Annotated in this window: 23 protein-coding genes; 17 read left to right on the forward strand and 6 right to left on the reverse strand. The window is 73.6% G+C overall.

The window, feature by feature from the left end; translation table 11 throughout:
- The first annotated feature begins 77 nt into the window (after window positions 1-77).
- The 5 genes from rpsO to AB0H57_RS00840 all read left to right on the forward strand — a co-directional run bounded on the left by rpsO (window position 78) and on the right by AB0H57_RS00840 (window position 6,203).
- The gene (rpsO, locus tag AB0H57_RS00820) at window positions 78-347 is read left to right on the forward strand and encodes a 30S ribosomal protein S15 (RefSeq protein ID WP_043962418.1); all 270 of its coding nucleotides are present in this window, start codon (window positions 78-80) and stop codon (window positions 345-347) included.
- A 219-nt stretch (window positions 348-566) separates the two neighbouring features.
- Window positions 567-2,951 carry a polyribonucleotide nucleotidyltransferase gene (locus AB0H57_RS00825; protein ID WP_357501385.1) on the forward strand — a complete coding sequence of 795 codons (2,385 nt, stop codon included), beginning with the start codon at window positions 567-569 and terminating at the stop codon, window positions 2,949-2,951.
- A gap of 92 nt (window positions 2,952-3,043) precedes the next feature.
- The gene (locus AB0H57_RS00830; protein ID WP_357501386.1) at window positions 3,044-4,387 is read left to right on the forward strand and encodes a pitrilysin family protein; all 1,344 of its coding nucleotides are present in this window, start codon (window positions 3,044-3,046) and stop codon (window positions 4,385-4,387) included.
- Window positions 4,388-4,442: 55 nt separating this feature from the next.
- Window positions 4,443-5,216 carry a 4-hydroxy-tetrahydrodipicolinate reductase gene (dapB, locus tag AB0H57_RS00835; RefSeq protein ID WP_357501387.1) on the forward strand — a complete coding sequence of 258 codons (774 nt, stop codon included), beginning with the start codon at window positions 4,443-4,445 and terminating at the stop codon, window positions 5,214-5,216.
- Between the two features lie 510 nt (window positions 5,217-5,726).
- Window positions 5,727-6,203 (forward strand): GNAT family N-acetyltransferase, encoded by a 477-nt coding sequence (locus tag AB0H57_RS00840; protein ID WP_357501388.1) that lies wholly within the window; start codon window positions 5,727-5,729, stop codon window positions 6,201-6,203.
- Window positions 6,204-6,254: 51 nt separating this feature from the next.
- On the opposite strand, the gene AB0H57_RS00845 is transcribed toward AB0H57_RS00840, so the two are convergent.
- On the reverse strand, window positions 6,255-8,384 hold the full coding sequence (locus AB0H57_RS00845; RefSeq protein ID WP_357501389.1) for a glycogen debranching N-terminal domain-containing protein: 2,130 nt from the start codon (window positions 8,382-8,384) through the stop codon (window positions 6,255-6,257).
- A 146-nt stretch (window positions 8,385-8,530) separates the two neighbouring features.
- Here AB0H57_RS00845 and AB0H57_RS00850 point away from each other — a divergent pair, with 146 nt between their 5' ends.
- The 6 genes from AB0H57_RS00850 (at window position 8,531) to AB0H57_RS00875 (ending at window position 13,627) form a co-directional block, all read left to right on the forward strand.
- Window positions 8,531-9,523, forward strand: coding sequence for a LacI family DNA-binding transcriptional regulator (locus tag AB0H57_RS00850; RefSeq protein ID WP_357501390.1), 993 nt, complete (start codon window positions 8,531-8,533; stop codon window positions 9,521-9,523).
- A 37-nt stretch (window positions 9,524-9,560) separates the two neighbouring features.
- Window positions 9,561-10,811 carry an extracellular solute-binding protein gene (locus AB0H57_RS00855; RefSeq protein ID WP_357501391.1) on the forward strand — a complete coding sequence of 417 codons (1,251 nt, stop codon included), beginning with the start codon at window positions 9,561-9,563 and terminating at the stop codon, window positions 10,809-10,811.
- 83 nt (window positions 10,812-10,894) lie between these two features.
- Window positions 10,895-12,004 carry a sugar ABC transporter permease gene (locus AB0H57_RS00860; RefSeq protein ID WP_357501392.1) on the forward strand — a complete coding sequence of 370 codons (1,110 nt, stop codon included), beginning with the start codon at window positions 10,895-10,897 and terminating at the stop codon, window positions 12,002-12,004.
- A gap of 1 nt (window position 12,005) precedes the next feature.
- On the forward strand, window positions 12,006-12,890 hold the full coding sequence (locus AB0H57_RS00865; protein ID WP_357501393.1) for a carbohydrate ABC transporter permease: 885 nt from the start codon (window positions 12,006-12,008) through the stop codon (window positions 12,888-12,890).
- A gap of 87 nt (window positions 12,891-12,977) precedes the next feature.
- Window positions 12,978-13,232, forward strand: a complete 255-nt coding sequence (locus AB0H57_RS00870; protein WP_357501394.1) for a hypothetical protein — start codon at window positions 12,978-12,980, stop codon at window positions 13,230-13,232.
- A complete protein-coding gene (locus tag AB0H57_RS00875) occupies window positions 13,214-13,627 on the forward strand; it encodes a type II toxin-antitoxin system VapC family toxin (RefSeq protein WP_357501395.1) in 414 nt (137 codons plus the stop codon). The genes AB0H57_RS00870 and AB0H57_RS00875 overlap by 19 nt, the downstream gene beginning before the upstream one ends.
- Window positions 13,628-13,649: 22 nt before the next feature.
- On the opposite strand, the gene AB0H57_RS00880 is transcribed toward AB0H57_RS00875, so the two are convergent.
- Window positions 13,650-14,231 (reverse strand): GNAT family N-acetyltransferase, encoded by a 582-nt coding sequence (locus tag AB0H57_RS00880; protein ID WP_357501396.1) that lies wholly within the window; start codon window positions 14,229-14,231, stop codon window positions 13,650-13,652.
- Window positions 14,232-14,266: 35 nt separating this feature from the next.
- Here AB0H57_RS00880 and AB0H57_RS00885 point away from each other — a divergent pair, with 35 nt between their 5' ends.
- Complete coding sequence (locus AB0H57_RS00885) at window positions 14,267-15,592, forward strand: glycosyltransferase 87 family protein (protein WP_357501687.1); 1,326 nt, start codon at window positions 14,267-14,269, stop codon at window positions 15,590-15,592.
- On the opposite strand, the gene AB0H57_RS00890 is transcribed toward AB0H57_RS00885, so the two are convergent.
- Window positions 15,491-16,042, reverse strand: coding sequence for a GNAT family N-acetyltransferase (locus tag AB0H57_RS00890; protein WP_357501397.1), 552 nt, complete (start codon window positions 16,040-16,042; stop codon window positions 15,491-15,493). The genes AB0H57_RS00885 and AB0H57_RS00890 overlap by 102 nt on opposite strands.
- A 79-nt stretch (window positions 16,043-16,121) precedes the next feature.
- On the opposite strand from AB0H57_RS00890, the gene AB0H57_RS00895 reads away from it, so the two are divergent.
- The 5 genes from AB0H57_RS00895 to AB0H57_RS00915 all read left to right on the forward strand — a co-directional run bounded on the left by AB0H57_RS00895 (window position 16,122) and on the right by AB0H57_RS00915 (window position 21,461).
- Window positions 16,122-17,351 carry a crosslink repair DNA glycosylase YcaQ family protein gene (locus AB0H57_RS00895; RefSeq protein WP_357501398.1) on the forward strand — a complete coding sequence of 410 codons (1,230 nt, stop codon included), beginning with the start codon at window positions 16,122-16,124 and terminating at the stop codon, window positions 17,349-17,351.
- A gap of 4 nt (window positions 17,352-17,355) precedes the next feature.
- Entirely contained in the window at window positions 17,356-17,910 is a 555-nt protein-coding gene (locus tag AB0H57_RS00900) for a DUF2752 domain-containing protein (RefSeq protein WP_357501399.1), read from the forward strand.
- A gap of 93 nt (window positions 17,911-18,003) precedes the next feature.
- Entirely contained in the window at window positions 18,004-18,741 is a 738-nt protein-coding gene (gene thyX / locus AB0H57_RS00905) for an FAD-dependent thymidylate synthase (RefSeq protein WP_357501689.1), read from the forward strand.
- A gap of 52 nt (window positions 18,742-18,793) precedes the next feature.
- On the forward strand, window positions 18,794-19,720 hold the full coding sequence (gene dapA, locus AB0H57_RS00910) for a 4-hydroxy-tetrahydrodipicolinate synthase (protein ID WP_357501400.1): 927 nt from the start codon (window positions 18,794-18,796) through the stop codon (window positions 19,718-19,720).
- A gap of 52 nt (window positions 19,721-19,772) precedes the next feature.
- Window positions 19,773-21,461 (forward strand): ribonuclease J, encoded by a 1,689-nt coding sequence (locus AB0H57_RS00915; protein ID WP_357501401.1) that lies wholly within the window; start codon window positions 19,773-19,775, stop codon window positions 21,459-21,461.
- Between the two features lie 401 nt (window positions 21,462-21,862).
- On the opposite strand, the gene AB0H57_RS00920 is transcribed toward AB0H57_RS00915, so the two are convergent.
- The 3 genes from AB0H57_RS00920 to AB0H57_RS00930 form a co-directional block, all read right to left on the reverse strand.
- Window positions 21,863-22,969, reverse strand: coding sequence for an LPXTG cell wall anchor domain-containing protein (locus tag AB0H57_RS00920; RefSeq protein ID WP_357501402.1), 1,107 nt, complete (start codon window positions 22,967-22,969; stop codon window positions 21,863-21,865).
- Window positions 22,970-23,075: 106 nt separating this feature from the next.
- Window positions 23,076-24,692 (reverse strand): YbjN domain-containing protein, encoded by a 1,617-nt coding sequence (locus AB0H57_RS00925; RefSeq protein WP_357501403.1) that lies wholly within the window; start codon window positions 24,690-24,692, stop codon window positions 23,076-23,078.
- Window positions 24,689-25,156, reverse strand: coding sequence for a YbjN domain-containing protein (locus tag AB0H57_RS00930; protein ID WP_357501404.1), 468 nt, complete (start codon window positions 25,154-25,156; stop codon window positions 24,689-24,691). Before AB0H57_RS00930 ends, AB0H57_RS00925 begins: the two co-directional genes overlap by 4 nt.
- Window positions 25,157-25,240: the final 84 nt, after the last annotated feature.

The following is a 25,240-nucleotide window of genomic DNA, read 5'->3' on the forward strand; positions in this document are numbered from 1 at the left end:
CGAGGAACCGGCCCGTCCCCCGGTCCCCGAGACCGATCCGACGGGCACCGTCAAACGACCCACGAAACAGGGAGAACATGGCGCTCGACCAGGAAGCCAAGGCCAAGATCCGCGCGGAGTACGCGACCGCCGAGGGTGACACCGGTTCGCCCGAGGTGCAGGTCGCGGTCCTGACCAAGCGGATCGCCGAGCTCACCGAGCACCTGAAGGTGCACAAGCACGACCACCACAGCCGCCGTGGGCTGCTGTTGCTGGTCGGCCGGCGCCGCCGGCTGCTCAACTACGTCCAGAAGAAGGACATCAACCGCTACCGGTCGCTCATCGAGCGGCTCGGCCTGCGCCGATGACCTGACGGGGGAGTGGCCGCCTGGCCGCTCCCCCGTTCCGGTACCACCGAAGAACCCGGCCGCGCGACAACCCGAGAGGGAGCCGGTCAGCACCGGTCTCCGGTAGTGGCCCCCGGGCATCCCGGCAACATGCCGGCCACCCGGGCGCTTCGATCGAAGACCGGCCGCCTGAGCAGTTCCCGTGTCGTCGGCCGACGACGCGAAGGAGCACCACAGCACATGACCGAGACCAACCTCGGCACCGAATCCCGTACCGCCGTGATCGACAACGGGTCCTTCGGCACCCGTGAGATCACCTTCTCCACCGGCCGGCTGGCCCGTCAGGCCGCCGGCTCGGTCGTCGCCCAGTTGGGCGAGACCGTGGTCCTCTCCGCCACCACCGCCGGCAAGCAGCCGCGGGAGTCGTTCGACTTCTTCCCGCTGACCGTCGACGTCGAGGAGCGGATGTACGCCGCGGGCCGGATCCCCGGCTCGTTCTTCCGCCGCGAGGGTCGCCCCAGCGAGGACGCCATCCTCACCTGCCGGCTGATCGACCGGCCGCTGCGCCCGTCGTTCGTCAAGGGCCTGCGCAACGAGGTCCAGGTCGTCGAGACCGTGCTGGCGCTCGACCCGCAGCACCCGTACGACGTGGTGGCGATCAACGCCGCCTCGATGTCGACCAAGCTCTCCGGCCTGCCGTTCTCCGGCCCGATCGGGGCGACCCGGGTCGCGCACGTCGACGGCCAGTGGGTGGCCTTCCCGACCCTGGAGGAGCTGGCCCGGGCCACCTTCGACATGGTCGTGGCCGGCCGGACGCTGGACGACGGCGACGTCGCGATCATGATGGTCGAGGCCGAGGCGACGCCGAACGCGGTGACCCTGATCGCGGGCGGCGCCACCGCCCCGACCGAGGAGATCGTGGCCAGCGGCCTGGAGGCCGCGAAGCCGGCGATCCGCGAGCTGTGCCGCGCGCAGAGCGAGCTGGCCGAGGTGGCCGCCAAGCCGGTCGCCGAGTTCCCGGTCTTCCTGGACTACTCCGACGACGCGTACGACGCGGTGGCCGACCTGGCCCGCGCCGAGGTCGCCGAGGCGCTGAAGATCGCCGGCAAGGCCGACCGCGAGGAGGCCCTGGACCGGATCAAGGCCAAGGTCGCCGGGGAGCTGGGCCCGCGCTTCGAGGGCCGGGAGAAGGAGCTCTCCGCCGCCTTCCGGTCGCTGACCAAGTCCGAGGTCCGCAACCGGGTGCTGCGCGAGCAGGTCCGGATCGACGGCCGCGGCCCGCGCGACATCCGTCCGCTGACCGCCGAGGTCGGCGTGCTGCCGCGGGTGCACGGCTCGGCGCTGTTCGAGCGGGGCGAGACCCAGATCCTGGGCGTCACCACGCTGAACATGCTGCGCATGGAGCAGATGGTGGACACCCTGTCCCCGGAGAACCGCAAGCGCTACATGCACAACTACAACTTCCCGCCGTACTCCACCGGTGAGACCGGTCGGGTCGGTTCGCCGAAGCGGCGCGAGATCGGTCACGGCGCTCTCGCCGAGCGGGCGCTGCTCCCGGTGCTGCCCTCGCGCGAGGAGTTCCCGTACGCCATCCGGCAGGTCTCCGAGGCGCTCGGCTCCAACGGCTCCACCTCGATGGGTTCGGTCTGCGCCTCGACGCTGGGCCTGCTCAGCGCCGGTGTGCCGCTGAAGGCGCCGGTCGCCGGCATCGCCATGGGCCTCATCTCCGACGAGGTCGAGGGCAAGACCGAGTACGTGACGCTGACCGACATCCTCGGCGCCGAGGACGCGTTCGGTGACATGGACTTCAAGGTCGCCGGCACCCGGGACTTCGTCACCGCGCTGCAGCTCGACACCAAGCTCAACGGCATCCCGTCGGATGTGCTCGCCGCCGCGCTGCAGCAGGCGAACGAGGCCCGGCAGACCATCCTCGACGTGATGCAGCGGGCCATCGAGGCGCCGGCCGAGATGTCGGACTACGCGCCGCGGGTCACCACCGTCAAGATCCCGGTCGACAAGATCGGCATGGTGATCGGCCCGAAGGGCCAGACCATCAACGCCATCCAGGACGAGACCGGCGCCGAGATCTCGATCGAGGACGACGGCACCATCTACGTCGGCGCGACCAACGGGCCGTCGGCCCAGGCCGCGGTCGAGCGGATCAACGGGATCGCCAACCCCACGCTGCCCAAGCTCGGCGACAAGTTCCTCGGCACCGTGGTGAAGACCGCCGCGTTCGGCGCCTTCGTCTCGCTGCTGCCGGGCCGGGACGGCCTGCTGCACATCTCCAAGGTGGGCGACGGCAAGCGGGTCGAGAGGGTCGAGGACTTCCTCAACGTCGGCGACAAGGTCGAGGTCGAGATCGCCGACATCGACGCCCGCGGCAAGATCTACCTGGACAAGGTCCGCCCGGAGGGCGCCGAGGCGCCGGCCGCCGGTGAGGCCGGCGGCGAGCGTCCGGCCCGGGACCGGGGCGACCGTGGCCCGCGCGACCGTGGCCCGCGTGAGGGCGGCCCGCGTGAGGGCGGCGACCGTGCCCCGCGTGAGGGTGGCGACCGTGGCCCGCGTGAGGGTGGCGAGGGTGGCGGCGAGTCCCGCCCGCGTCGCCGGACCCGGCACAGCTGATCAGTGATCCGGCCGGGTGGCGATCACGTCGCCACCCGGCCGGTTCCGTGACACCGCATCCCCACCCCTCGTCCAACTGGGAGCAGGTTTCCGTGCGTCGGGCCCCGCGTTCGTCTTTTCCTGCCGGTCGACGGGCGGTCACCCGGACCATCAGTGACGCCCCGCTGGGCGGCACGGTCCGGCGTACCGTGCTCCCGAGCGGCCTGCGCGTGCTGACCGAGGCGATCCCGGCGATGCGCAGCGTCTCGTTCGGGATCTGGGTGGGGGTCGGCTCCCGGGACGAGACCGGCGGGCAGGGCGGTGCCGCGCACTTCCTGGAGCATCTGCTCTTCAAGGGCACCCACAAGCGCAGCGCGCTGGACATCTCCTCGGAGATCGAGGCGGTGGGCGGTGAGACCAACGCCTTCACCACCAAGGAATACACCTGCTACTACGCCCGGGTGCTCGACGAGGACCTGCCGCTGGCCATCGACGTCATGTGCGACGCGGTCGCCGACTCGATCCTGGAGCCGGCGGACGTGGAGACCGAGCGCGGGGTCATTCTCGAAGAGATCGCCATGCACGACGACGAGCCCGGCGACGAGGTGCACGACCTCTTCGCCCGGGCCATCTACGGCGACCATCCGCTCGGCCGGCTGATCTCCGGCACCGAGGAGACGGTCACCCCGATGACCCGCCGGCAGATCCAGGGCTTCTACCGCCGCCGGTACACCCCGCCGAACATCGTCATCGCCGCCGCCGGCAACCTCGACCACACCGCGGTGGTCAAGCTGGTCCGCCAGGCGCTGCGCGGCACCCCGCTGGACGCCGACCCGGCGGCGCCGGCGCCGCGCCGGTCGGCGACCCCGGCGGTACGGGTCCGCCCGCGCGGCACCCTGGTCGAGCCGAAGGAGACCGAGCAGGCGCACGTCATCCTCGGCTGCCCCGGCATCGACCGGGTGGACGACCGGCGCTTCGCCCTCGGGGTGCTCAACAACGTCCTCGGCGGCGGCATGTCCAGCCGGCTGTTCCAGGAGATCCGCGAGCGGCGGGGCCTCGCGTACTCGGTCTACTCCTACGCCAGCCAGTACGCCGACAGCGGCGTCTTCGCGGTCTACGCCGGCTGTGCCCCGGGCAAGGTGGACGAGGTGCTCCAGCTGACCCGCGCGGAGCTGCACCGGGTGGCCACCGACGGGCTCACCGAGACGGAGGTGGCCCGGGGCAAGGGCATGAGCAAGGGCTCGTTCGTGCTCGGCCTGGAGGACACCGGTTCCCGGATGAGCCGGTTGGCCAAGGGTGAACTGCTCTACGGCGACCTGATGTCGGTGGACCAGCTGCTCGCCCGGGTCGACGCGGTCACCGTCGACGAGGTGAACGGCCTCGCCGCCGAGCTGCTCGCCCGGCCGATGTCGCTGGCGGTGGTCGGCCCGTTCGGTGCGAGCGACTTCGCCGACTGACCGGGACCGCGGTCTCCACACCGGGCACCGTGGTCGTTGGGATAGGTTGTGGCCCGTGACTGACGAGCAGGAGAAGACCGCGACGGAGCCGGTCCGGGTCGGTGTGCTGGGCGCCCGGGGGCGGATGGGCGCGGAGGTCTGCCAGGCGGTCGACGCGGCCGACGACATGGACCTGGTGGCGATGGTCGACCAGGGCGACGGGCTCTTCGCCGCCTCCGACGCCGGCGCGGAGGTGGTTGTCGACTTCACCGCACCGGACGTCGTCATGGACAACCTGCACTGGTGCATCGAGCAGGGCATCAACGCGGTGGTCGGCACCACCGGCTTCACCGAGCAGCGGCTGGCGCGGGTGCGGGGCTGGTTGGCCCGCAAGCCCGGCGTCGGCGTGGTGATCGCCCCGAACTTCGGCATCGGCGCGGTGCTGATGATGCAGTTCGCCGCCCGCGCGGCCCGGCACTTCGAGTCGGTCGAGATCATCGAGCAGCACCACCCGCGCAAGCTCGACGCGCCCAGCGGCACGGCCACGCACACCGCCCGGCTGATCGCCGAGGCACGGGCCGAGGCCGGCCTGGGCCCGGGACCGGACGCCACCCGCGACGAGGTCGCGGGCGCGCGCGGCGCCGACATCGACGGGGTACGCGTGCACGCCGTCCGCGCCACCGGCCTGGTCGCCCACCAGGAGGTGCTCTTCGGCACCACCGGCGAGACGCTGACCATCCGGCACGACTCGTACGATCGGGTCTCGTTCATGCCGGGCGTGTTGCTGGCGGTGCGCGCGGTCCGCAACCGCCCGGGCCTGACCGTCGGCATCGACTCCCTGCTCGACTGAGCCCCGGCCGGGGTCGCGGCGCCGCCCGCCCGGCACGCTCCGCGAGCCTGTGCGGCCCGCCGGCCGTGGCGGCTTCCCGGCCGCTCGCCGGCCCGCTGTTCGCTGGCCGCGCTGGCCGCGCTGGCCCGCTGTTCGCTGGCCCGCTCTTCGCTGGCCGCCGCACTCCCGGCCGTGCCGGGCTGTCGGTACCCCGTTCGGCGTCCTACCAACTTGACGTCACAAACGAATCAGCCAGGGCGTAGCCACGGGCCAAGATGCCGCTTATCGGTCTCATCACGGGGGCTGGTGATTCGTTGGCGACATCAAGTTGGTAGGCGGCTCGCCAGGGTGTCGGTGGGCCCTGTCCCGCTCGCGCACGGCCGGCGTGGCGCCGGGGTGCGGCCGGCGTGGCCGGCGTGGTGCGGCCGGCGTGGCCGGCGTGGTGCGGCCGGCGTGGCCGGCGGGATGCGGCTGGCGTGGCCGGCCGGGCGCCGGCTGGCGTGGTCGCCGGCCTGGCCTAGGCTGCCGGCCGTGATCGATTCAGGACTACTCGACGGCGACGGCCGGCCGGTGACGCTGCGCGCGGTGGACGACGACAACTGGCGGGCGGTGGCCGACGTGGCGCCCCGGGACGACCAGCGGACCTGGGTGGCCGCGCTGGCCGCCCGGTACCTGCTGCTGAGCGACCGGTCCGAGGTGTGGACGTCGCTGGCCGTGTACGCCGGTCCGGACGTCGTCGGGCACGTCATGTGGGGCGTGGACGACGACGGCTCGCGCTGGCTGGGCGGCATGGTGATCGACGCGTCCCAGCAGGGGCGCGGGGTGGGGCGTGCCGCCGTGCGGACCCTCACCGACTGGCTCCGCCGCCAGGACGGCGGCCACCCGGTCCGGCTGTCGTACCACCCGGACAACCAGGCCGCCGCCCGGCTCTACACCTCCCTCGGCTTCCGGCCGACCGGCGCCCACGAGGACGACGAACTCGTCGTCGAACTCGCCGACCCCCGTTGACCATGGAGTTGGCGGCGGTTTCGGCGATCGACTTCGCCGCCAACTCCATGATCACCGTGTGCGTGGCGGGGTGCCGCGCGCCGGGACGGCGGTGCGCTGGGTGGGGACGGTGGGGGTGTCGACCGTGAGGGAGCTGGGGAGGCCGGAGACCGTGGGGCGGCCCGTGTGGTCGATCTCGACGGTCACCTCCGTGTCGGCCACCCGCAGGCCCCGCACCCGCAGCGCGCCCAGCTCCGGCCCGGCCAGCGGGCGCAGGGCCACCCGGCCGTTCGGCACGTCGGGGTGCAGGCCCGCGCCGGCCTGCACCAGCAGCACCGCCGCCGCCGCGGACCAGGCCTGCGGCCGGCAGGCCGCCGGGTACGGCACCGGCCGGCCGAGCAGGTCCCGGTCGTCACCGCCGTACAGCTCGGGGAGGCGGTAGTCGAACGCCTCGGCCGCGCCGAGCAGCCCTTCGGCCAGGCCGAGCGCGGCCTCCCGGAAGCCGGCCCGGGCCAGCCCGGCCAGCACGATCGCGGTGTCGTGCGCCCAGATCGACCCGCAGTGGTACGACAGCGGGCTGAACCCGGCGTCGTCGGTGGACATGGTGCGCAGCCCGAAGCCGCCCGCGAGCGCCGGCCCGGCGAGCAGCTCCGCCACCCGCGCCTCCTCCGCCCCGTCGAGCAGGCCGGTGCCGAGCAGGTGACCGATGTTGCTGGTCAGCGAGTCGACGGGGCGCTTGTCCCGGTCCAGGGCCAGCGCCGGGCGGGGGCCGTCCGGGCCGCCGTCGACCCAGAACCGCTCCCGGAAGGTGGCCGCGAGCCGGTCGGCATACCCGCGCCAGCGGTCGGCGCCGGGCCGGCCGAACGCGTCGAGCAGGTCGGCGCCGTTCACCGCCGCCTGGTGGGCGTACCCCTGCACCTCGGCCAGCACGATCGGCGGCGCGGCGAGCCGGGCGTCGCGGAAGCGGATGGAGTCGCCGGAGTCCTTCCAGCCCTGGTTGGCCAGGCCGTGGCCGGTGGTGTCGACGTACTCGATCAGGCCGTCGCCGTCGGCGTCGGCGTGCTCACCGAGCCAGCCCAGCGCCGCCTCCAGGTACGGCAGCAGCGGCTCCACCTGCTCGGCCGGCAGGCCCCAACGCCAGGCGTCGTGCAGCAGTGCCACCCAGAGCATGGTGGCGTCGACCGTGCCGTAGTACGCCGGCGGCAGCCGCATCCCCCCGCCGGGGCTGAACTCGCCGCGGCGCAGCTCGTGCAGGATCTTGCCGGGCGCCTCCCCGCTGGCCGGGTCGGCCCGGACGCCCTGCCGGCGGGCCAGTACGCGCAGCGTCCCGGCGGCCAGGCCGGTGCCCAGCGGCAGCATCATCCGGGCCGCCCAGAGGCTGTCCCGACCGAACAGGGTGAGGAACCAGGGCACCCCGGCGCCCAGGAACACGTCCCGGCCGTCCCCGGCGGTGTCGGTGAGCCGCAGCCCGCGCAGGTCGTCGAGGGACCGGTCGAGCAGCCGGACGATCCGCCGGTCGTCCGCGCGTACCTCGGGGCGGGCCCAGTCCGGCTCGCCGGGCGGGGTGGCCACCACCGCCCGCGGGTCGTCCACCCGCAGTCGCCAGCGCAGCGTCAACGCGCCTCGGGCGGGCAGCTCCACCGGCCAGCTGAGCCGGGGGGCGGTGGCCCGCTCCCCGCCGGCGTCGGCCGTCGCGCCGTCACCCGCCACGGTCACCGTGATGCCGTCGGCGCTCCAGGTCAGCTCGCCGGGTCGGCCGGCCGTGGCCGCCCGCGGGGTGGCCGGCAGCCCTGTCTTGACCCGCTCGACGGGCGCCAGGTCGCAGCCGAGGTCGATGCTGACCGTGGCCCGTACGGGCGCGGCGGCGGTGGAGACGACGCGTACCTCCTCGTCGAGCCCGCGTGGACCGGCCCGGCGGATCCGCTCGATCCGGACGGTCGGGTCGGGGCCGGGGTCGCCCAGCCACCGGGCGAGCCCGACGAACCGGGCGCCGTGCGGCCCGGCGGGGCCGTGGGTGAGCGCCTCCGGTTCCCGGTCGTCCACGCGCAGCTCGGCCCGGGCCAGCACCCGGGCGTCGGCGTGGAAGACGCCCTGGACACCGGTGGGGCGGATCTGCCCGGCCCGGTCACCCAGCGCGCTGGTGGGGGCGAGCAGCACCCCGACCAGATCGTGCAGCAGGGGTTGCAGGTGGGGTTCGGTCACGACTTCGACTCCAGATCCTGTGAGGGGGTGGACGGCATCTTGACAAGCTGTCCGGGCCGGTGCAGAGTGCGAAACATTCCAGAAACTTGAACGATCCAATCCTGCCTTATCCAAATTGGATCGTTCAAGACCGCGAGAGGGATCAAGTGGCCGAAAAGGTGACCATCGCTACGGTGGCCCGGCACGCCCAGGTCAGTCGGCAGACGGTGTCCAACGTGCTGAACGCGCCGCACATCGTGCGCGAGGAGACCCGCCAGCGGGTCCAGGAGGCCATCGACACCCTCGGCTACCGGGCCAACCAGGCCGCCCGCCAGATGCGCACCGGCCGCTCCCGGCTCATCGCGGTACGCATCGAGCCCACCCGCGACGGGATCAACGGCTCGGTGCTCGACCGCTTCCTGCACGGCCTCACCGAGACCGCCGAGGCGGCCGGCTACCGGACCCTGCTCTACACCGCCACCGACGCCCAGCGGGAGATCGACACCTACGACGACCTGCTCGGCTCGTACGACCTGGACGGCTTCGTGCTCACCGGCACCGACCACGGCGATCCCCGTACCGCCTGGCTGGCCGCCCGCGGCGTGCCGTTCGTGACGTTCGGCCGGCCGTGGGACGACCTGGGCGCGTACTGCTGGGTCGACGTGGACGGCGCGGCCGGCACCGGCGAGGCCACCCGGCACCTGCTCGCCGCCGGCCATCGGCGGATCGGCTGGCTCGGCTGGCCGGCCGGCTCCGGGGTCGGCGACGACCGGCGGTCCGGCTGGCGGGAGGCGCTGCGCGCGGCCGGGGTCGACCCGGCCGGGCTGGCCCGGGAGACGGTCGACGGCATCGCCGAGGGCGAGGTCGTCGCCCGTGACCTGCTCGACGCCCCGCACCCGCCGACCGCCCTGGTCTGCGCCAGCGACTCCCTCGCGCTCGGCGCGCTCCAGGCCGCGCGGACCGCCGGCCGGGCCGCGTCGGTGATCGGCTTCGACGACACCCCGGTCGCCGCGGCGATCGGGCTCACCAGTGTCAGCCAACCTCTCGGCGACGCCGCCGCCCGCTGCGTCGACCTGCTCACCGCGGTGCTCGACGAACCGCGGCGGGCGTTGGCCCCCGTGCTGCTCGCACCCTCGCTGGTGCTGCGGCACACCGCGTGATCCCCCCGTTTCCCCCGTATCCCCACCAGGAGAACAGATGGCACCTCGATACCTCGCCCGGGCGGCGCTCGCCGGCCTGGCCTCCGTCGCGCTGCTCGGTTCGGCCGCCTGCGGCAGCGGCTTCGACGACGACTCGTCGGGCGGCGCCCAGCAGTCCAGCGGCCCGGCCAACCTGCAGATCCTGATCGGTTCCTCCGGCGACGCGGAGACCAAGGCGGTGCAGGACGCGGCCGCGAAGTGGGCCTCCTCCTCCGGCAACCAGGCCACCGTCACCCCGGCCCAGGACCTCGTCCAGCAGCTCGGCCAGGCGCTCGCCGGCGGCACCCCGCCGGACGTGTTCTACGTCGACGCCAGCCGGTTCGCCGACTACGCGAGCGTGGGCGCCCTGGAGCCGTACGGCGACAAGATCAGCAACCCGGACGACTTCCACCAGAGCCTGCGCGACGCGTTCTCCTACGACGGCAAGTTCTACTGCGCGCCGAAGGACTTCTCCACCCTGGCGCTGCAGATCAACACCGACCTGTGGGCGAAGGCCGGGCTGACCGACGCCGACGTGCCGACCACCTGGGACCAGCTCACCGCCACCAGCCAGAAGATCAAGGCCAAGGGCCTGGTGCCACTCGCGCTCGGCGACACCCGGGACCGGATCGGCGCGTTCATGGTGCAGAACGGCGGCTGGCTGATCAGCAAGGACGGCAAGCAGCCCACCGCCGACACCCCGGAGAACGTCGAGGCACTCACGTACGTCAAGAAGCTGCTCACCGACGGCTACGCCCGCTACCCCAAGCAGCTCGACGCCGGCTGGTCCGGTGAGGCCTTCGGCAAGGGCAAGGCCGTGATGACCATCGAGGGTAACTGGATCAAGGGCGCCCTGCAGAACGACTTCCCGAACGTCAAGTACAAGGTCGTGGAGCTGCCCGCCGGCCCGAAGGGCAAGGGCACCCTCTCCTTCACCAACTGCTGGGGCATCGCCGCCAAGTCGAAGTTCAAGGAGCAGGCGATCAAGTTCGTCGAGGCGATGACCGCCGGCGAGCAGCAGATGACCTTCGCCAAGGCGTTCGGCGTGATGCCGTCCCGGCAGTCCGTCCAGGCGCAGTACACCGGCGAGTTCCCCGCCGACAAGCCGTTCATCGACGGCGCCGCGTACGCGCAGGGCCCGGTGAACGCGCCGAAGATGGACAGCGTCCTCGGTGACCTGGACGCCGGCCTGCAGGCCCTGACCGGCGGCGACCCGAAGAAGGTGCTGGCGAACTTCGACAGCAACGCCAAGGCGGCACTCGGCGGCTGAGGTGTTAGGCGGGGCCCCTTATTGACAGACGGGTGTTAAGCGGGGGCCCCTCCTTCCACCTCCGACCGAAGGGAGGAGGTTTCATGGCGACGGACGCGCTCGCCGCGCCGGCCACCACGCCGGCCCGGCCGCCGCGCCGCCGGGGCGGCATCCGCGGCAACGAGAACGTCACCGGCTGGCTCTTCGTGGCGCCGGTGATCGTGATCGTCGGTCTCTTCGTGCTGCTGCCGATCCTGATGGCGCTCTGGGTGAGCCTGACCGACTGGAACGGCCAGGGCAGCCCGTTCACCGCGAAGGTGCCGTTCGTCGGTGCGGACAACTACACCCGGCTGTTCACCGAGGAGGGGCTGGCCCGCCGGGACTTCATGACCAGCATCCGGAACAACATCTACTACGTGGCGATCGTGGTGCCGACGCAGACCGTGCTGGCCCTGGGCCTCGCCCTGGTGGTCAACAACCGGATGCTCAAGGGGAAGGGCTTCTTCCGCAGCGCCTTCTACTTCCCCTCGGTCACCAGCTCGGTGGCGATCAGCGTGGTCTTCCTGTTCCTCTTCGCCAACTCCGGTGCGGTGAACCAGCTGCTCGGTCTGCTCGGCGTGGACGGGCCACAGTGGTTCTCCGACGCCCGGGGCGTGCTGCACCTGCTGCTCGGGGCCGTCGGCGTCGACAGCCCGCCCGTCGCGCTCACCGACGGCGGTCCGTTCGGGCTGACCTGGTGGGACTGGCTCGCCGGGCCGAGCATCGGCATGGTCTCCATCATCTGCCTGGTGGTCTGGACCACGTCGGGCACCTTCATGCTGATGTATTTGGCCGCGCTGCAGAACGTGCCGGTGGCGCTGGACGAGGCGAGCACGCTGGACGGTGCGACCCGCTGGCAGCGGTTCCGGCACGTCACCCTGCCGATGATCAAGCCCACCACGTTCCTGGTGCTCACCCTCGGCCTGATCGGTTCCTGGCAGGTCTTCGACCAGGTGTACGTGATGAGCCAGGGCGAGCCGGCCAAGACCACGCTCACCCCGGCCTACCTGTCGTACCGGACGGCGTTCCGGGACTTCGACTACGGCTCCGGCGCGGCGATCTCGTTCGTGCTCTTCCTGATCATCATCCTGCTCACGCTGGTGCAGCGCCGGATCACGGTCGACCGGGACGAGCCCCGGCGCCGGTGGTGGCGGCGCACGGGGGAGGGGTCCTGACATGGCCGTGCTCACCGAACGGCCGGCGGCGGCCGCCCGGCGCCGGGGCCGCGGCACCCGCACCCTGGTCAACCGCTTCCTCGGGTACGCCGTCCTGGTCTTCTTCGCGCTCTTCTTCCTCTATCCGTTCGTCATCCAGCTCGGCAACTCGCTCAAGACGCAGGAGGGGGCGGCGGCGAACCCGCTGTCGCCGATCCCCGACCCGCTGACCTTCGCCGGCTTCGAGCGGATCTTCGCCGGCACCAACTTCCCGCTCTGGCTGGGCAACTCGCTGCTGGTCACGGTGCTGGTCACGCTGGGCCGGGTGTTCTTCGACTCGCTGGCCGGCTACGCCCTGGCCCGGCTGCGGTTCCGCGGGCGCGCCGGGCTCTTCGCCGCCGTCATCGCGGTGATGGCGGTGCCCGGCGTGGTGCTGCTGATCCCGAAGTTCCTGGTGCTCAACCAGCTCGGCATCTACAACAGCTACGCCGGGCTGATCGTGCCGCTGATCGCCGACGCGGCGGGCGTCTTCATCATGAAACAGTTCTTCGAGTCGATCCCGGCCAGCGTCGAGGAGGCGGCCCGGATCGACGGGGCGAGCGCCTTCCGCACCTTCTGGTCGGTGGTGCTGCCGATGGCGAGGCCGGCGCTGATCACCCTGACCATCCTGTCGTTCCAGGGCTCCTGGAACGAGTTTCCGCACAGCCTGGTCTCGGTGCAGGACCCGCACCTGTTCACCCTGCCCCGCGGCCTGGCCGACCTGGTCAGTGGCTCGCTGGGCAAGGGCACCCAGTATCCGTTGAAGCTCGGGGCGGCGCTGCTGGCCACCATCCCGGTGGCCGTGCTCTTCATGATCTTCCAGCGCTACTTCGTGCGGGGCGCCAACGAGGGCGCGGACAAGGGCTGAGCCGCCGGTGGCGGGCCGGCCCGCCCCGCCACCGGCCGCCGGGGCCGTTCCGTCCCGGGGAGCGGCCGCCGCATGCATAATGAATGCATGGTTGCTCTGCAGATTCGGGACGTGCCGGAGGAGGTACGGGACGCCCTGGCGGCCCAGGCCAGGGCACGCGGGCAGTCGCTCCAGGCGTACCTGCTGGAGCTGGTGGAAACCCAGGCCCGGCGGCTGCGCAACACCGCGGTCCTCGATCGATTCGCCGGCCGATCGGACGGCGCGCGTTCCCTGCCGGGGGAGACCGCCGCCGAGCTGGCGGAGCAGCGTGAACAGCGCGGGTCGTGGGGGGACGCCGGGTGATGGTCGTGGACGCGTCCGTGCTGGCGGATGCCCTGGTCGACGATGGGCCGCTGGGTGACGCGGCGCGGGCGGAGCTGAGCGGCGACCCGCACTGGGCCGCGCCGAGCCATCTTCTGGTCGAGGTCATGTCGGTGATCGGGGGCAAGGTCCTCGGTGGGAAACTCGGCCTCGCCCGGGCCCAGGAGGCCGTCGACACGCTTCCCACATTCGTCATCGACGAGGTCGGCATTCCGCTGCTACTGGACCGGATGTGGCAGTTGCGCGGCAACGTCACCGCGTACGACGCGGCCTATGCGGCGGCGGCGGAGCTGCTCGGCTGCCCGCTGGTGACCGGTGACGGCCGGCTGGCCAAGGTCAGCGGCCTCCGCTGCGAGATCCGGCTGCTCGCCACCTGACCACGCGCCCCGGCAGGCCCGATCAGTCGGCGGCGGGCGGGCCGGTGGGGACCGTGACGTGCCACCGGAGCTGGGGGACGAGCATGTCGTCGACGTCCAGCGCCCGGGCCGCGCCGTCCGGCTCCCAACCGGTGCTGGTGAGGAACTTGCGGGTCGCCTCGTCGCCGTCGAAGGTCCAGGCCACCGCGCGGGTGAGACCGTCGGTGCGCCAGTGGTCGACGGCGGCGGCGAGCAGCCGGCTGCCGTGCCCGCGCCGGCCCCAGCGGGGCTCGACGAGCAGGTCGGTCACCGCCACCGTGCCCGCCCCCAGCGCCTCCGCCGGCTCGCCCGGGGCGAGCGCCTCCGCGTCGACCGGACCGGCCGCGATGAACCCCACCAGATACGATTGCTCGGCCTGCTCGACGGCGACCAGCACCCGGTGGGCGCCCGAGGGCGGCTCCTGCACCGCGGCGCTCCACCGCCGGGCGAGCCACCCCTCGTCCAGGTTGTCGAGCACGTGCCGGGGCAGGATCCGGCGATAGGCGACCCGCCAGGTCGCGAGCTGGATGCGTGCGATTTCGCCGGCGTCCTCTGGACGCGCCGGGCGGACGTACCCCGAAGCCATGGCACGTGAGCCTACGCAGGGCGGTGGAGACGGTGGTGTCGCAGGGTGCCGCGCGGACGTTCCGGCAGGTCTTCGCGGTGGCCGCGCTCGCCGCCGCGGTGGCTGGGTTCGTCGAGGTCTTCGCCGCCCGGCACGGCTTCTTCGACCTGCGGGTCTACTACGGCGCCTTGCGCTACTGGGCGCACGACGGCGGCCAGATCTACGACTACCTCAAGCCGATGACCCAGTACGGCTTCACCTACCCGCCGTTCGCCGCCCTGGTCATGCTCCCGATGGCGTACCTGTCGTGGCCGGCGGCGGTGGCGGTGAGCGTGGCGGCCAGCGTGGTGGTCAGCGCCGTGCTGATCTGGTGGCTGGTCGACCCGGTCGCCCGCCGGCAGGGGTGGACCCGCTGGTTCGCCCTCGCGGTGGTGCTCTGCCTGGCCGCCGCGTTCGAGCCGATGCGCGAGACGGTCAACTTCGGCCAGGTCAACATGCTGCTGCTGTTCCTGGTCGGCGCGGACCTGCTGCGGCTGCTGCCCCGGGGCAGCCGGTGGGCCGGGTTGGGCGTCGGGCTGGCCACCGCGATCAAGCTGACCCCGGGCATCTTCATCGTCTACCTGCTGGTCACCCGGCGCTGGCGGGCGGCGTTCACCGCCTCCGTCACCGCCGCCGCGGCGACCCTGCTCGCCGGCGCGCTCTTCCCGGACGCCTCCCGCGAGTTCTGGACCGCGGCGCTGTGGAACACCGACCGGGTCGGCGAGCTGGCGTTCATCTCCAACCAGTCGCTGCGCGGCGTGGTGGCCCGGCTCGACCCGGAGCACCCCAGCACCCTGCTCTGGCTGGCGCTGGTGCTCGCCGCGCTGGCCATCTGGGCCCGCCGGTCCCGTACCGCTGTGGCAGCCGGCGACGAGGCCGCCGGCTTCGCCCTCACCGGCGTGGTGATGTGCCTGGTCAGCCCGGTGACCTGGGTGCACCACCTGGTCTGGTTGATCCCCGCGCTGATCCTGCTGGTGGACGACGCGACGGCCGCCCCGGCGGGCAGCCGCCGGCGCCGTGCCCTGCTGGCCTTCGCCGCCGTCGCGTACGCCCTGTTGATCAGCCGGATCGTCTGGACGTGGGAGGAGGATTTCGCCGGCCTGGACGGCTTCCTGGGCAGCAACGTCTACGTCTGGGTCAGCATCGCGTTGCTCCTGCTGCTGCCGGTCCGCCCCGAGCGGGCGCGGTCCGGCCCGGCCGGGGGTGCGGGCCCGGCCGGGGGCGGTGGCCCGGCCGCCCCGTCAGCCGCCGAGCCGGCCGGCGTAGCGCAGCTCGACCAGGCCGACCGGGGGCCGGCCACCGGCCAGCGGCACCGGATAGGTGGACCGCTCACCGTCGGGTGACAGCCCGGCCCGCTGGAAGAACCGGCGGGCCCGGTGGGCCGTGGCCAGCACCCAGACCCGGTAGTCGGTCCAGCCCCGGCCGGCCAGGCCGGCCCGGGCGCGGGCCAGCAGCGCCGGCCCGGTCCCGGCGCCCCAGTACGCCGGCTCGACGTACAGCCCCACGATCTCGCCGCGGGTCAGGTCCAGGTCGGCCCGGTCCTGGTTGTTGCGGTACGGCCCGAACGTGGCGAAGCCGACCACCGCCCCGTCGGCCTCGGCGAGCAGGGTGCTGAACGGGTGCTCCGGGTCGGCGGTGCCCAGGTCCCGTCGGCGCTGCGCCCAGGCCACCGGGTTGAGCCGGCGCAGCACCTCGTCCGGCATGATCCCGGCGTAGCCGGCCTGCCAGCCGTGGATGTGTACGCGGGCGACCGCCTCCGCGTCGTCGGGCTCCTCGCAGCGGATGGTGAGCATCTGTCCGTTCTATGCCTCGATGGGCCTGCCGTCCAGCATCCCGCTCCGACGTCGTACCCATGGATTAGGGTGCCCGACCATGGCCGTACCGGAATCGCTGTCGCTCGCCCAGGCCCGGCGGGTGGCGTTGGCCGCCCAGGGCTTCGCGGACCCGGCGCCCGCCGGCGCGCCCACCCGCCGGCACCTGCGCCGGGTGCTGGACCGGGTCGGGTTGATCCAGATGGACTCGGTGAACGTCCTGCAACGCGCGCACTACCTGCCGCTGTACAGCCGGCTCGGACCGTACCCGACCACGCTGCTGGACACCGCCGCCTACCGCCGTCCCCGGGAGCTCTTCGAATACTGGGGGCACGAGGCGTCGCTGGTGCCGGTCGGGCTGCACCCGGCGCTGCGCTGGCGGATGGCCCGGGCCCGGGACGAGGCCTGGGGCTGGATGCGCCGGGTGGCCCAGGACCAGCCGGAGCTGGTCGCCTGGGTCCGCGCCGAGGTGGCCGCCCGGGGGCCGCTGACCGCCGCCGAGATCGAGCACGACGCGCCCCGGGAGACCGGCAACTGGGGCTGGAACTGGTCGGCGGTCAAGCGCGCGCTGGAATACCTGTTCTGGGCGGGCGAGGTGACCGCCGCCGAGCGCACCACCTCCTTCGCCCGCCGCTACGACCTGCCGGAGCGGGTGCTGCCCCCGGCCGTGCTCGACGCCCCCACCCCCACCGAGGCCGACGCGCACCGCGCGCTGGTCGGGATCGCCGCCCGCGCGCTCGGGGTGGCGGCCGAGCCGGAGTTGCGCGACTACTTCCGGCTGCCGCTGGCCGGCGCCCGGCGGGCGATCGCCGAGTTGGTCGAGGCGGGCGAGCTGGCCCCGGTCACCGTCGCCGGCTGGCGGCAGCCGGCGTACCTGCACGCCCAGGCCCGGCTGCCCCGCTGGGTGCGCGGCAACACCCTGGTCAGCCCGTTCGACCCGCTGGTCTGGGAGCGGGCCCGCACCGAGCGGCTGTTCGGCTTCACGTACCGGATCGAGATCTACGTGCCGGCCCCGCAGCGGGTGCACGGCTACTACGTGCTGCCGTTCCTCCAGGGCGACCGGTTCACCGCCCGGGTCGACCTGAAGGCCGACCGGAAGGCCGGCGTGCTGCTGGTGCCGGCCGCCTGGGTGGAGCCGGGCGCCGACCCGGGGGAGACCGCGATGGCGCTCGCCGCCGAGCTGTACCGGCTCGCCGGCTGGCTCGGCCTGGACGCGGTAGCCCCGCCGGTGGCCGGGGACCTGGCGGTCCCGCTGGCCGCCGCCCTGGCGGGCGTGGCCGGTGTACGGTGAGCGCGTGACCAGCGTTGACCGGCCGGCCGTACCCGCGGAGGAACAGACCCCGCACGGCCCGCCCGCCGCACCGGCCGACTGGTCGTACCCGTACCCGTATCCGGTCCCCGAGCCGGACCGGTTCACCCGCTTCGTGCTCCGGCTGCACGACCGCGCGCCGCGCTGGGCGCTGCCGCTGGGGGCGCTCGCCTGCGTCGGCATGGGCATGGCGTACGCCGTGCTCAGCGACCCCACCCGCAGCGACCCGGACGCGCCGCCGAGCTGCCTGCTCAAGCTCACCACCGGGCTGGACTGCCCGGGCTGCGGCGGCACCCGCGCCCTCTGGTATGTGCTGCACGCCGACCTGCCGGCCGCCGCGCGGCACCACTTCGTCTTCGTCTTCGCGCTGCCCTTCCTGGCGTACCTCTTCGTGGCCTGGGCCGGGAAACAGGCGTTCGGCTGGCGCCTGCCGCAGCTGCGGCTCGACAACCGGGTGATCGCCGGCTTCCTGGTCGGGTGGCTGGTCTTCTCGGTGGCCCGCAATCTGCCCTGGGCCCCGTTCACCGCCCTCTACGTCTGACCCCCGCCCCGGGCGGACGTGGGCGTTTTCACGGCGGCGTGCCCAGGTTTCCCCGGCGGGACCCGGGCTACTACAGTCGCAGGAATGCCGGAGATGGTGCAGCCCCAGGTCAAGTTGATCGCGTGGACCCAGTTCCAGGCGCCCGACGAGGTGCCGTGGTCGACCGACGCGGAGGGTGGTCAGGCCCTCGCGGAGTTCGCCGGCCGGGCCTGCTACCAGTCCTGGAAGAAGCCGAACCCGGCTACCGCGACGAACGCCGGCTACCTGGCGCACATCCTGGACGTCGGTCACCTGTCGGTGCTGGAGCACGGCTCGGTGAGCTTCTACTTCTCCGGCGTCTCCCGGTCCTTCACCCACGAGCTGATCCGGCACCGGCACTTCTCGTACTCCCAGCTCTCCCAGCGGTACGTGCCGGAGCGGGACGCGGCGATGGTCGAGCCGGGGGTGATCGCCGACGACCCGGAGCTGCACAAGAAGTTCGTCGAGGCGACCGAGGCAGCGGTCCGGGCGTACAACGAGCTGCTGGAGGGCCTGGAGGCCCGCTTCACCGACGAGCCCAACCCGACGCTGCGCCGCAAGCAGGCCCGGCAGGCGGCCCGGGCGGTGCTGCCCAACGCCACCGAGACCCGGATCGTGGTCACCGGCAACTACCGGGCCTGGCGGCACTTCGTCAAGATGCGCGCCACCGAGCACGCCGACGTGGAGATCCGCGAGCTGGCCGTGGAGTGCCTGCGCCAGCTCTCACGGGTGGCGCCGAACGTCTTCGCCGACTTCGTGATCTCCAAGCTTCCCGACGGCTCCGAGGTGGCGGCCAGCCCGCACGCCGAGTGACTCCTGAACCTTCCCCACCGGCCGCCCGACGGTCGTCCGCTAGGTTGATGACATGACGCACGACCACCCTGCCGCCCCGCAACGAGGCGTGTCGCGCCCGTTCGGACGAGTGATCACGGCGATGGCGACCCCGTTCACGGCCGACGGTTCGCTCGACCTCGACGGCGCCGCCCTGCTCGCCGCCCACCTCGTCGACGAGCAGGGCAACGACGCGCTGGTGATCAACGGCACCACCGGCGAGTCGCCCACCACGACCGACGCGGAGAAGGAGTGCCTGATCCGTACGGTGGTGGAGGCGGTCGGCGACCGGGCGCAGGTGGTGGCCGGGGTCGGCACCAACGACACCCGGCACACCATCGAGCTGGCCGCCGCCGCCGAGAAGGCTGGCGCGCACGGGCTGCTGGTGGTCACTCCGTATTACAACAAGCCGCCGCAGAGCGGGCTGTTGCGGCACTTCACGGCCGTCGCCGACGCCGCCGGGCTGCCGATCATGCTGTACGACATCCCCGGCCGGGCCGGGGTGGCGATCGGCACCGACACCCTGCTGCGCCTCGCCGAGCACGACCGGATCGTCGCGCTCAAGGACGCCAAGGGCGACCTGGCCGCCACCTCCTGGGTGACCAGCCGCAGCGAGCTGGCGGTCTACAGCGGTGAGGACGCGCTGACCCTGCCGCTGCTGGCGGTCGGCGCGGTAGGCGTGGTGGGCACCTCCACTCACTTCAGCGGCCTGGACACGCTGCGGATGATCGAGGCGTACGAGCTCGGGGACAGCGCCGGGGCGCTCGCCCTGCACCAGCGGCTGCTGCCGCTGTACACCGGCATCTTCCGCACCCAGGGCATCATCCTGGTGAAGGCGGGACTGGCCGCCCTCGGGCTGCCGTCCGGCCCGGTGCGCCCACCCCTGGTGGACGCCACCGCGGACGAACTGGCCCAGCTGCGCGCCGACTGCGCCGCGGCGGGCCTGGCACTTCCTGAATGATCAAACGACACGACGGACGCCGCGTGACGGCGTCGCAGAATGAGGTGGACGCGTGACCGAGGCGCACATCGAGGCTGAATTCCCCCCGCCGCTGCCGGAGGGCGGCCTGCGGATCATTCCGCTCGGCGGACTCGGCGCCATCGGCCGGAACATGACCGTCTTCGAGTACGGCGGCAAGCTGCTGATCGTCGACTGCGGGGTGCTCTTCCCCGACGTCGAGCAGCCCGGCGTGGACCTGATCCTGCCCGACTTCGGGCCGATCCTGGACCGGCTCGGCGACGTGCAGGCGATCGTGCTCACCCACGGGCACGAGGACCACATCGGCGCGGTGCCGTACCTGCTCGCCCACAAGCCGGACATCCCGCTGGTCGGCTCCCAGTTCACCCTGGCCCTGGTCGAGGCGAAGCTGGCCGAGCGGCGGATCCAGCCGTACACGCTGACCGTGCGGGAGGGCGGCCGGGAGCGGCTCGGCCCGTTCGAGTGCGAGTTCTTCGCGGTCAACCACTCGATCCCGGACGCCCTCGCGGTGGCCATCCGGACCGGGGCCGGCCTGGTGCTGCACACCGGCGACTTCAAGATGGACCAGCTCCCGCTGGACGGCCGGATCACCGACCTGGCCGGCTTCGCCCGGCTCGGCGCCGAGGGCGTCGACCTGCTGCTCTCCGACTCGACCAACGCGGAGATCCCCGGCTTCGTCACCCCGGAGCGGGAGATCGGGCCGGTGCTCGACTCGATCTTCGCCAAGGCGCGCGGCCGGATCATCGTCGCCTCGTTCGCCTCGCACGTGCACCGGGTGCAGCAGGTGTTCGACTCGGCGGCCGAGCACGGCCGCAAGGTGGCGCTGATCGGCCGCTCGATGGTCCGCAACATGGGCATCGCGCGCGACCTCGGCCTGCTGAACATCCCGCCGGGCCTGGTGGTCGGGCTGGAGGAGGCGACCGCGCTGCCGCCCGAGCAGATCGTGCTGATGTCCACCGGGTCGCAGGGCGAGCCGATGAGCGCGCTGGGCCGGATGGCCAGCGGCGACCACCGGCACATCACCATCGCCCCCGGCGACACGGTGGTCCTGGCCAGCTCGCTGGTGCCCGGCAACGAGACCTCCGTCTACCGGGTGATCAACCGGCTGGCCCGGGCCGGCGCGGTGGTGGTGCACAAGGACGTGGCCAAGGTGCACGTCTCCGGGCACGCCCCCGCCGGGGAGCTGCTCTACCTGCTCAACGTGACCCGGCCGAGCAACCTGATGCCGGTGCACGGCGAGTGGCGGCACCTGCGCGCCCACGCGCGGCTCGGCATCGAGTCCGGCGTCGCGTCGGACCGGGTGGTGCTCTGCGAGGACGGCGACGTGGTCGACCTGGTCGAGGGCCGGGCCAGCCTGGTCGGGCACGTGAAGAGCCGCTACGTCTACGTCGACGGGCTCGCCGTCGGCGACGTCAGCGAGTCGCTGCTGACCGAGCGGCGGATCCTCGGCGACGGCGGCTTCATCGCCACCACCGTGGTGGTCGATTCGGTCACCGGCAAGGTGGTCGGCGGCCCGACCCTCTCGGCGAAGGGCTTCTCCGAGGACCCGGAGGCGTTCGCCCCGGTGATCCCGCTGGTCACCGAGGCGCTGAACCGGGCCGCGGCGGACGGCATCACCGATCCGCACCAGCTCCAGCAGATCGTCCGGCGCACCGTGGGGCGCTGGGTCAACGACGCGTACCGGCGCCGGCCGATGATCGTCCCGACGGTCGTCGAGGTCTGAGCCTCCGCCGCGCACGCCGGTCCACCGTCCGCGGTGGGCCGGCGTCGTCGCCTCCGGGTACGCCCCGACACGCACCGCCGAAATCGCCCGGGCACTCCTCAACCGATCGGCGTCCGGCCCCGTACTCCGGTCCGGCCGACGTGCCCTGGTGACCGCGAACGGCCCGGCCCCGTCCGCCGACCCGCCGGCCGGCGGCGACGCCACCGCCCCACCGGCCAGCACCCCGCCGGCCGCCGACGACGCTACCGAGTGCATCGGCCAGGTGAGCCGCTCCGACCGGATCGCCGCCGGCCGGGTGCAGGTCCAGCCGGAACCCGGCTGCGGATCGCGGCCCGGCGACCACCACCGCCCGGTGGCCGGGGGCCGCGCCGGGTCCGCTCGGCGCGGGGCAGCGGTGGCGGTCAGGCCGCGAGGCGGCGACGCAGCAGCAGCAGCAGCGCGCCGCCCAGCGCCACCAGGCCGCCGCCGATCAGGGCGTACGTGGTGACGTTCGCGCCGGTTCTGGCCAGCTCGTCCCCGGTGCCGCCGCCGGCCGCCTGGCCGGGAGCCGTGGTGAGGCGAGGGCTCGGGCTCGCGGAAGGGCTGGCCGAGGGGCCGGCGGAAGGGCTGGCCGAGGGGCCGGCGGAAGGGCCGCCGGCGACCGGCAGGGTCAGGGTCAGGGTGGTGTCCCGGTTGGTGTAGCGCTGCGCGGGGGCGAGCTGGAGGCGCAGCGTACCCATGCCGGAGGTGGGCCTGAAGCGCAGCCGGACGGTGTCCGTGGCGCCGGCCGCCAGCTTGGCCTCGCGGTAGATCTCGCAGCTGTCGCCCTCCCGGCTGGGTCGACGACAGGACGGCGTGAGCAGGTTCGAGTCGGTCCGCAGCAGCAGCGAGTAGGCGCTGACCGCGAAGTCACCGAGGTTGGTGACCCGCACGGTGACGGTCACCGTGGCGCCGGCCTGCGGGCCGACCGTGCCGGTCAGCCGCAGCGCCGTCCGGGACGGCCAGTTGATCCGGAACTCCCGCTTCAGCCCGGACACCCCGGAGTCGGTGCGTCCGGTCACCGCGCCCCAGTCGGATCGATCGAAGATCGGCGTCCGGGCCGTCGACCGGAGCTTCAGGTGGTACGTCCGCGAGCCGCCGGCCGTCAGCACCTTCCCGCCGCACAGCGCCCGATGATCGCCTTCGCCGGGCAACGCCCGACAGTCGGCGTCGCCCGTGCCGATGGCCAGCGTCGTCGGCACCTGCACCAGGAACCAGCCGCGGGCCGGCGTCGAGCCGGTGTTGCGGACGGTCACGCCGAGATCGTCCGTCGGGCTCCACGGATCGCCGCTGAGGAAGACCAGGTCCGGCAGGGCCTGGATCGGGGCGTCGGCCGGGATGGCGGTCGCCGTCGCCGCGGCGACGGGACTCGCCGACGTGGTGGCGGCCGGGGTGGGTTCCGCGCTGGCCGGGGCGGGCGCGGCCAGCGCGGGGGTGGCGCAGGCGAGCGCCGCGACGGCGACGGCTCCGGTCAGTATTGAGCGGAACATGAGGGCTCCCCGCGGGTTGGGTCGTGTGTGCGTGAACGAAAAGAACACTCCTGGCCACGCCGGTGGGTTGCAGGACACCCGCTGTCGGCAGGCTGACAGCTCCCGCTCAGGGCAGCGCGGCGACCGCCTCCGCGTACCCCGTCCCGGTGGTCACGGTGGCGGTGAGCAGCACGACCAGTTGCGCCGGGGCCACCCCGTACGCCAGGTCGACGGTGACGTCACCGGCCAGCACCAGCTCGCCGTCGTGCTCGTGCACGTACGCCTTGGGCAGCAGCCGGTCGTGGTTCCAGGCGTTGCAGAACGCGTACGCCTCGGCCCGCCGGTCCGCCGCCAGCCGCCGGTCGGCGACCACCCGGGCGTGCAGGACCTCCCCGCCCGGACCGGCCGGCCGGAACCGGATCGTCGCCGCCCCCCACCGCCCGGTCACGGTGGCGCCGTCGGAGGTCCAGTCGTCACCCCGGCGGTCCAGCGCGGCGCCGATCATCCCCAGGCTCAGCGGCGCCACCCCGGTCCCGTCCGGCTCGTCCGGCTCGTCCGGCTCGTCGTCCGGGTGCAGGTCCCCGGCCGGGTCCTCGGCGGGCAGCGGCACCGGGGCGGCGAGCGGCCGTTCGGCCAGCCAGGCGGCGATCCGCCCGGACTGGTGGCCGGTGCCGTTACGGGCGTCGAAGCTGCCGGCCAGCCGGGCGGCCCGGGCGGCCAGCTGGGCGCCGAGCGTGGCCACGTCCACCTCGACGCCCGGCCGCCCGCCGGCCCCGGGCAGCCGCCGGCCGTCCAGGCCCGCCTCGACCGCCAGCCCGCACAGCAGCGCGCCCGCCGCGGCGAACTCCATCGCCACCAGGTCGTCGGGGCTGCCGGGCAGCCGGGGAAGCTGCTCGGCGAGGATGTCCAGCCCCCGCTCCAGGTGCCCGCCGAGCGCGCAGAACCGTAGGTGGGCGGCGAGGTGCGGCAGCCCGCCCCGCTCCCGCCGGTGCCGCCGGTACGCCCGCACGTGGGCCCGCGCCGCCCGCTGCGCCTCGCCGGCGCGCAGCCACGGCAGCAGCCCCACCGTCAGGGCCTGCTCGGGCTGGTCGACGCAGTGCACCTCGCCGTCGAGCACCGGCCGCAGCGTGTCCAGCGCCCCGGCCGGATCACCCCAGCCGGCCACCAGTTGCGCCTGGCGGACCAGGGCGCAGGCCGGGCAGCCCGCGGCCGGGTCGGTGGCCGGCCGGTCCGGCCCCGCGGGCAGCCGCGCGGCGCCCGAGCGGTGCCGCCGCCACCGGGCGTACTCCCGGCGGGCGGTCGGCTCGTCGCCGAGGTGGTCGGCGAGCCGGCAGCGCAGCTCGGCGACCAGCGCGGAATCCGGTTCGGAGCGCCGGGCCAGGTCGTCCAGCAGGGACCGGGCCGCGTCCAGGTCGGCGCGCGGGGTGCCGAACGTGCCCTCGATCGCGGACCGCTGGTAGCGGCGCAGCGGGTCGCCGTCGCCGGGCCCGCCGCCGAGCAGCCCGGGCGCTCCGTCGACGGCCGCCAGGCAGCGGCGCACCAGGTCGGGCAGCCGCCACCACTCGCCGTGGTGCAGATGGGTCTCGATCAGCGCGAACCGGGCCGCCAGGGCGGTACGGGGGTCGCCCTGCGCGTCGGCCCGGGTGGCGAGGCGGTCCAGCGCGGCCTGCCGGCCCGGCCCGTCCGGCTGGTCGCGGGCGTCGGCCAGCGCCGCGACGAGTCCCCGGTCCCGGGGCGGGATCACGGGCGGGTCCCGCCCGGCAGCGCGTCGACCGCCGCCGCCAGCTGGCAGCCGGTGCTGATGCCCCGGTCCAGCAACTGGCCGAGCTGGTGCGGCGTCACACCGGCCTCCAGGTCGGTGACGGTCTCACCGCAGACCACCGCCCGGCCGTCGTCGCCGACGTGCACGTACGCCTTGGGCCAGAGCCGGTCGTGGTTCCAGGCGTTGCAGAACGCGTACAGGTCGGGGACCCGTTCGATCGGGAAGGCCGCGGCGGCCACGGTGCGGACCTGGAGCAGCTCACCGGCGTCGCCGAGGCGCAGGAACCAGATCAGGCTGTCGTCCCAGCGGCCGACCAGGTCACCGTCGGCGTCGGCCGACACGACGTATCCCCGGGCTTCGAGCACGGCGGCGAGCAGCTGCCGGGTCAGCGGACGCAACGCCCGGACCGGCCCGCCCAGGGGGCCGTCGATCTCCGGAGAGGCCATCGGGCACCCCTTCTGAGGCGAATAACACAACGGACGGCGCAAACCGTGCTGCGACACGCGGACACGACCCGGATAGCGGCGATC

The organism is Micromonospora sp. NPDC050686 (assembly GCF_040654475.1).
GTDB lineage: Bacteria > Actinomycetota > Actinomycetes > Mycobacteriales > Micromonosporaceae > Micromonospora.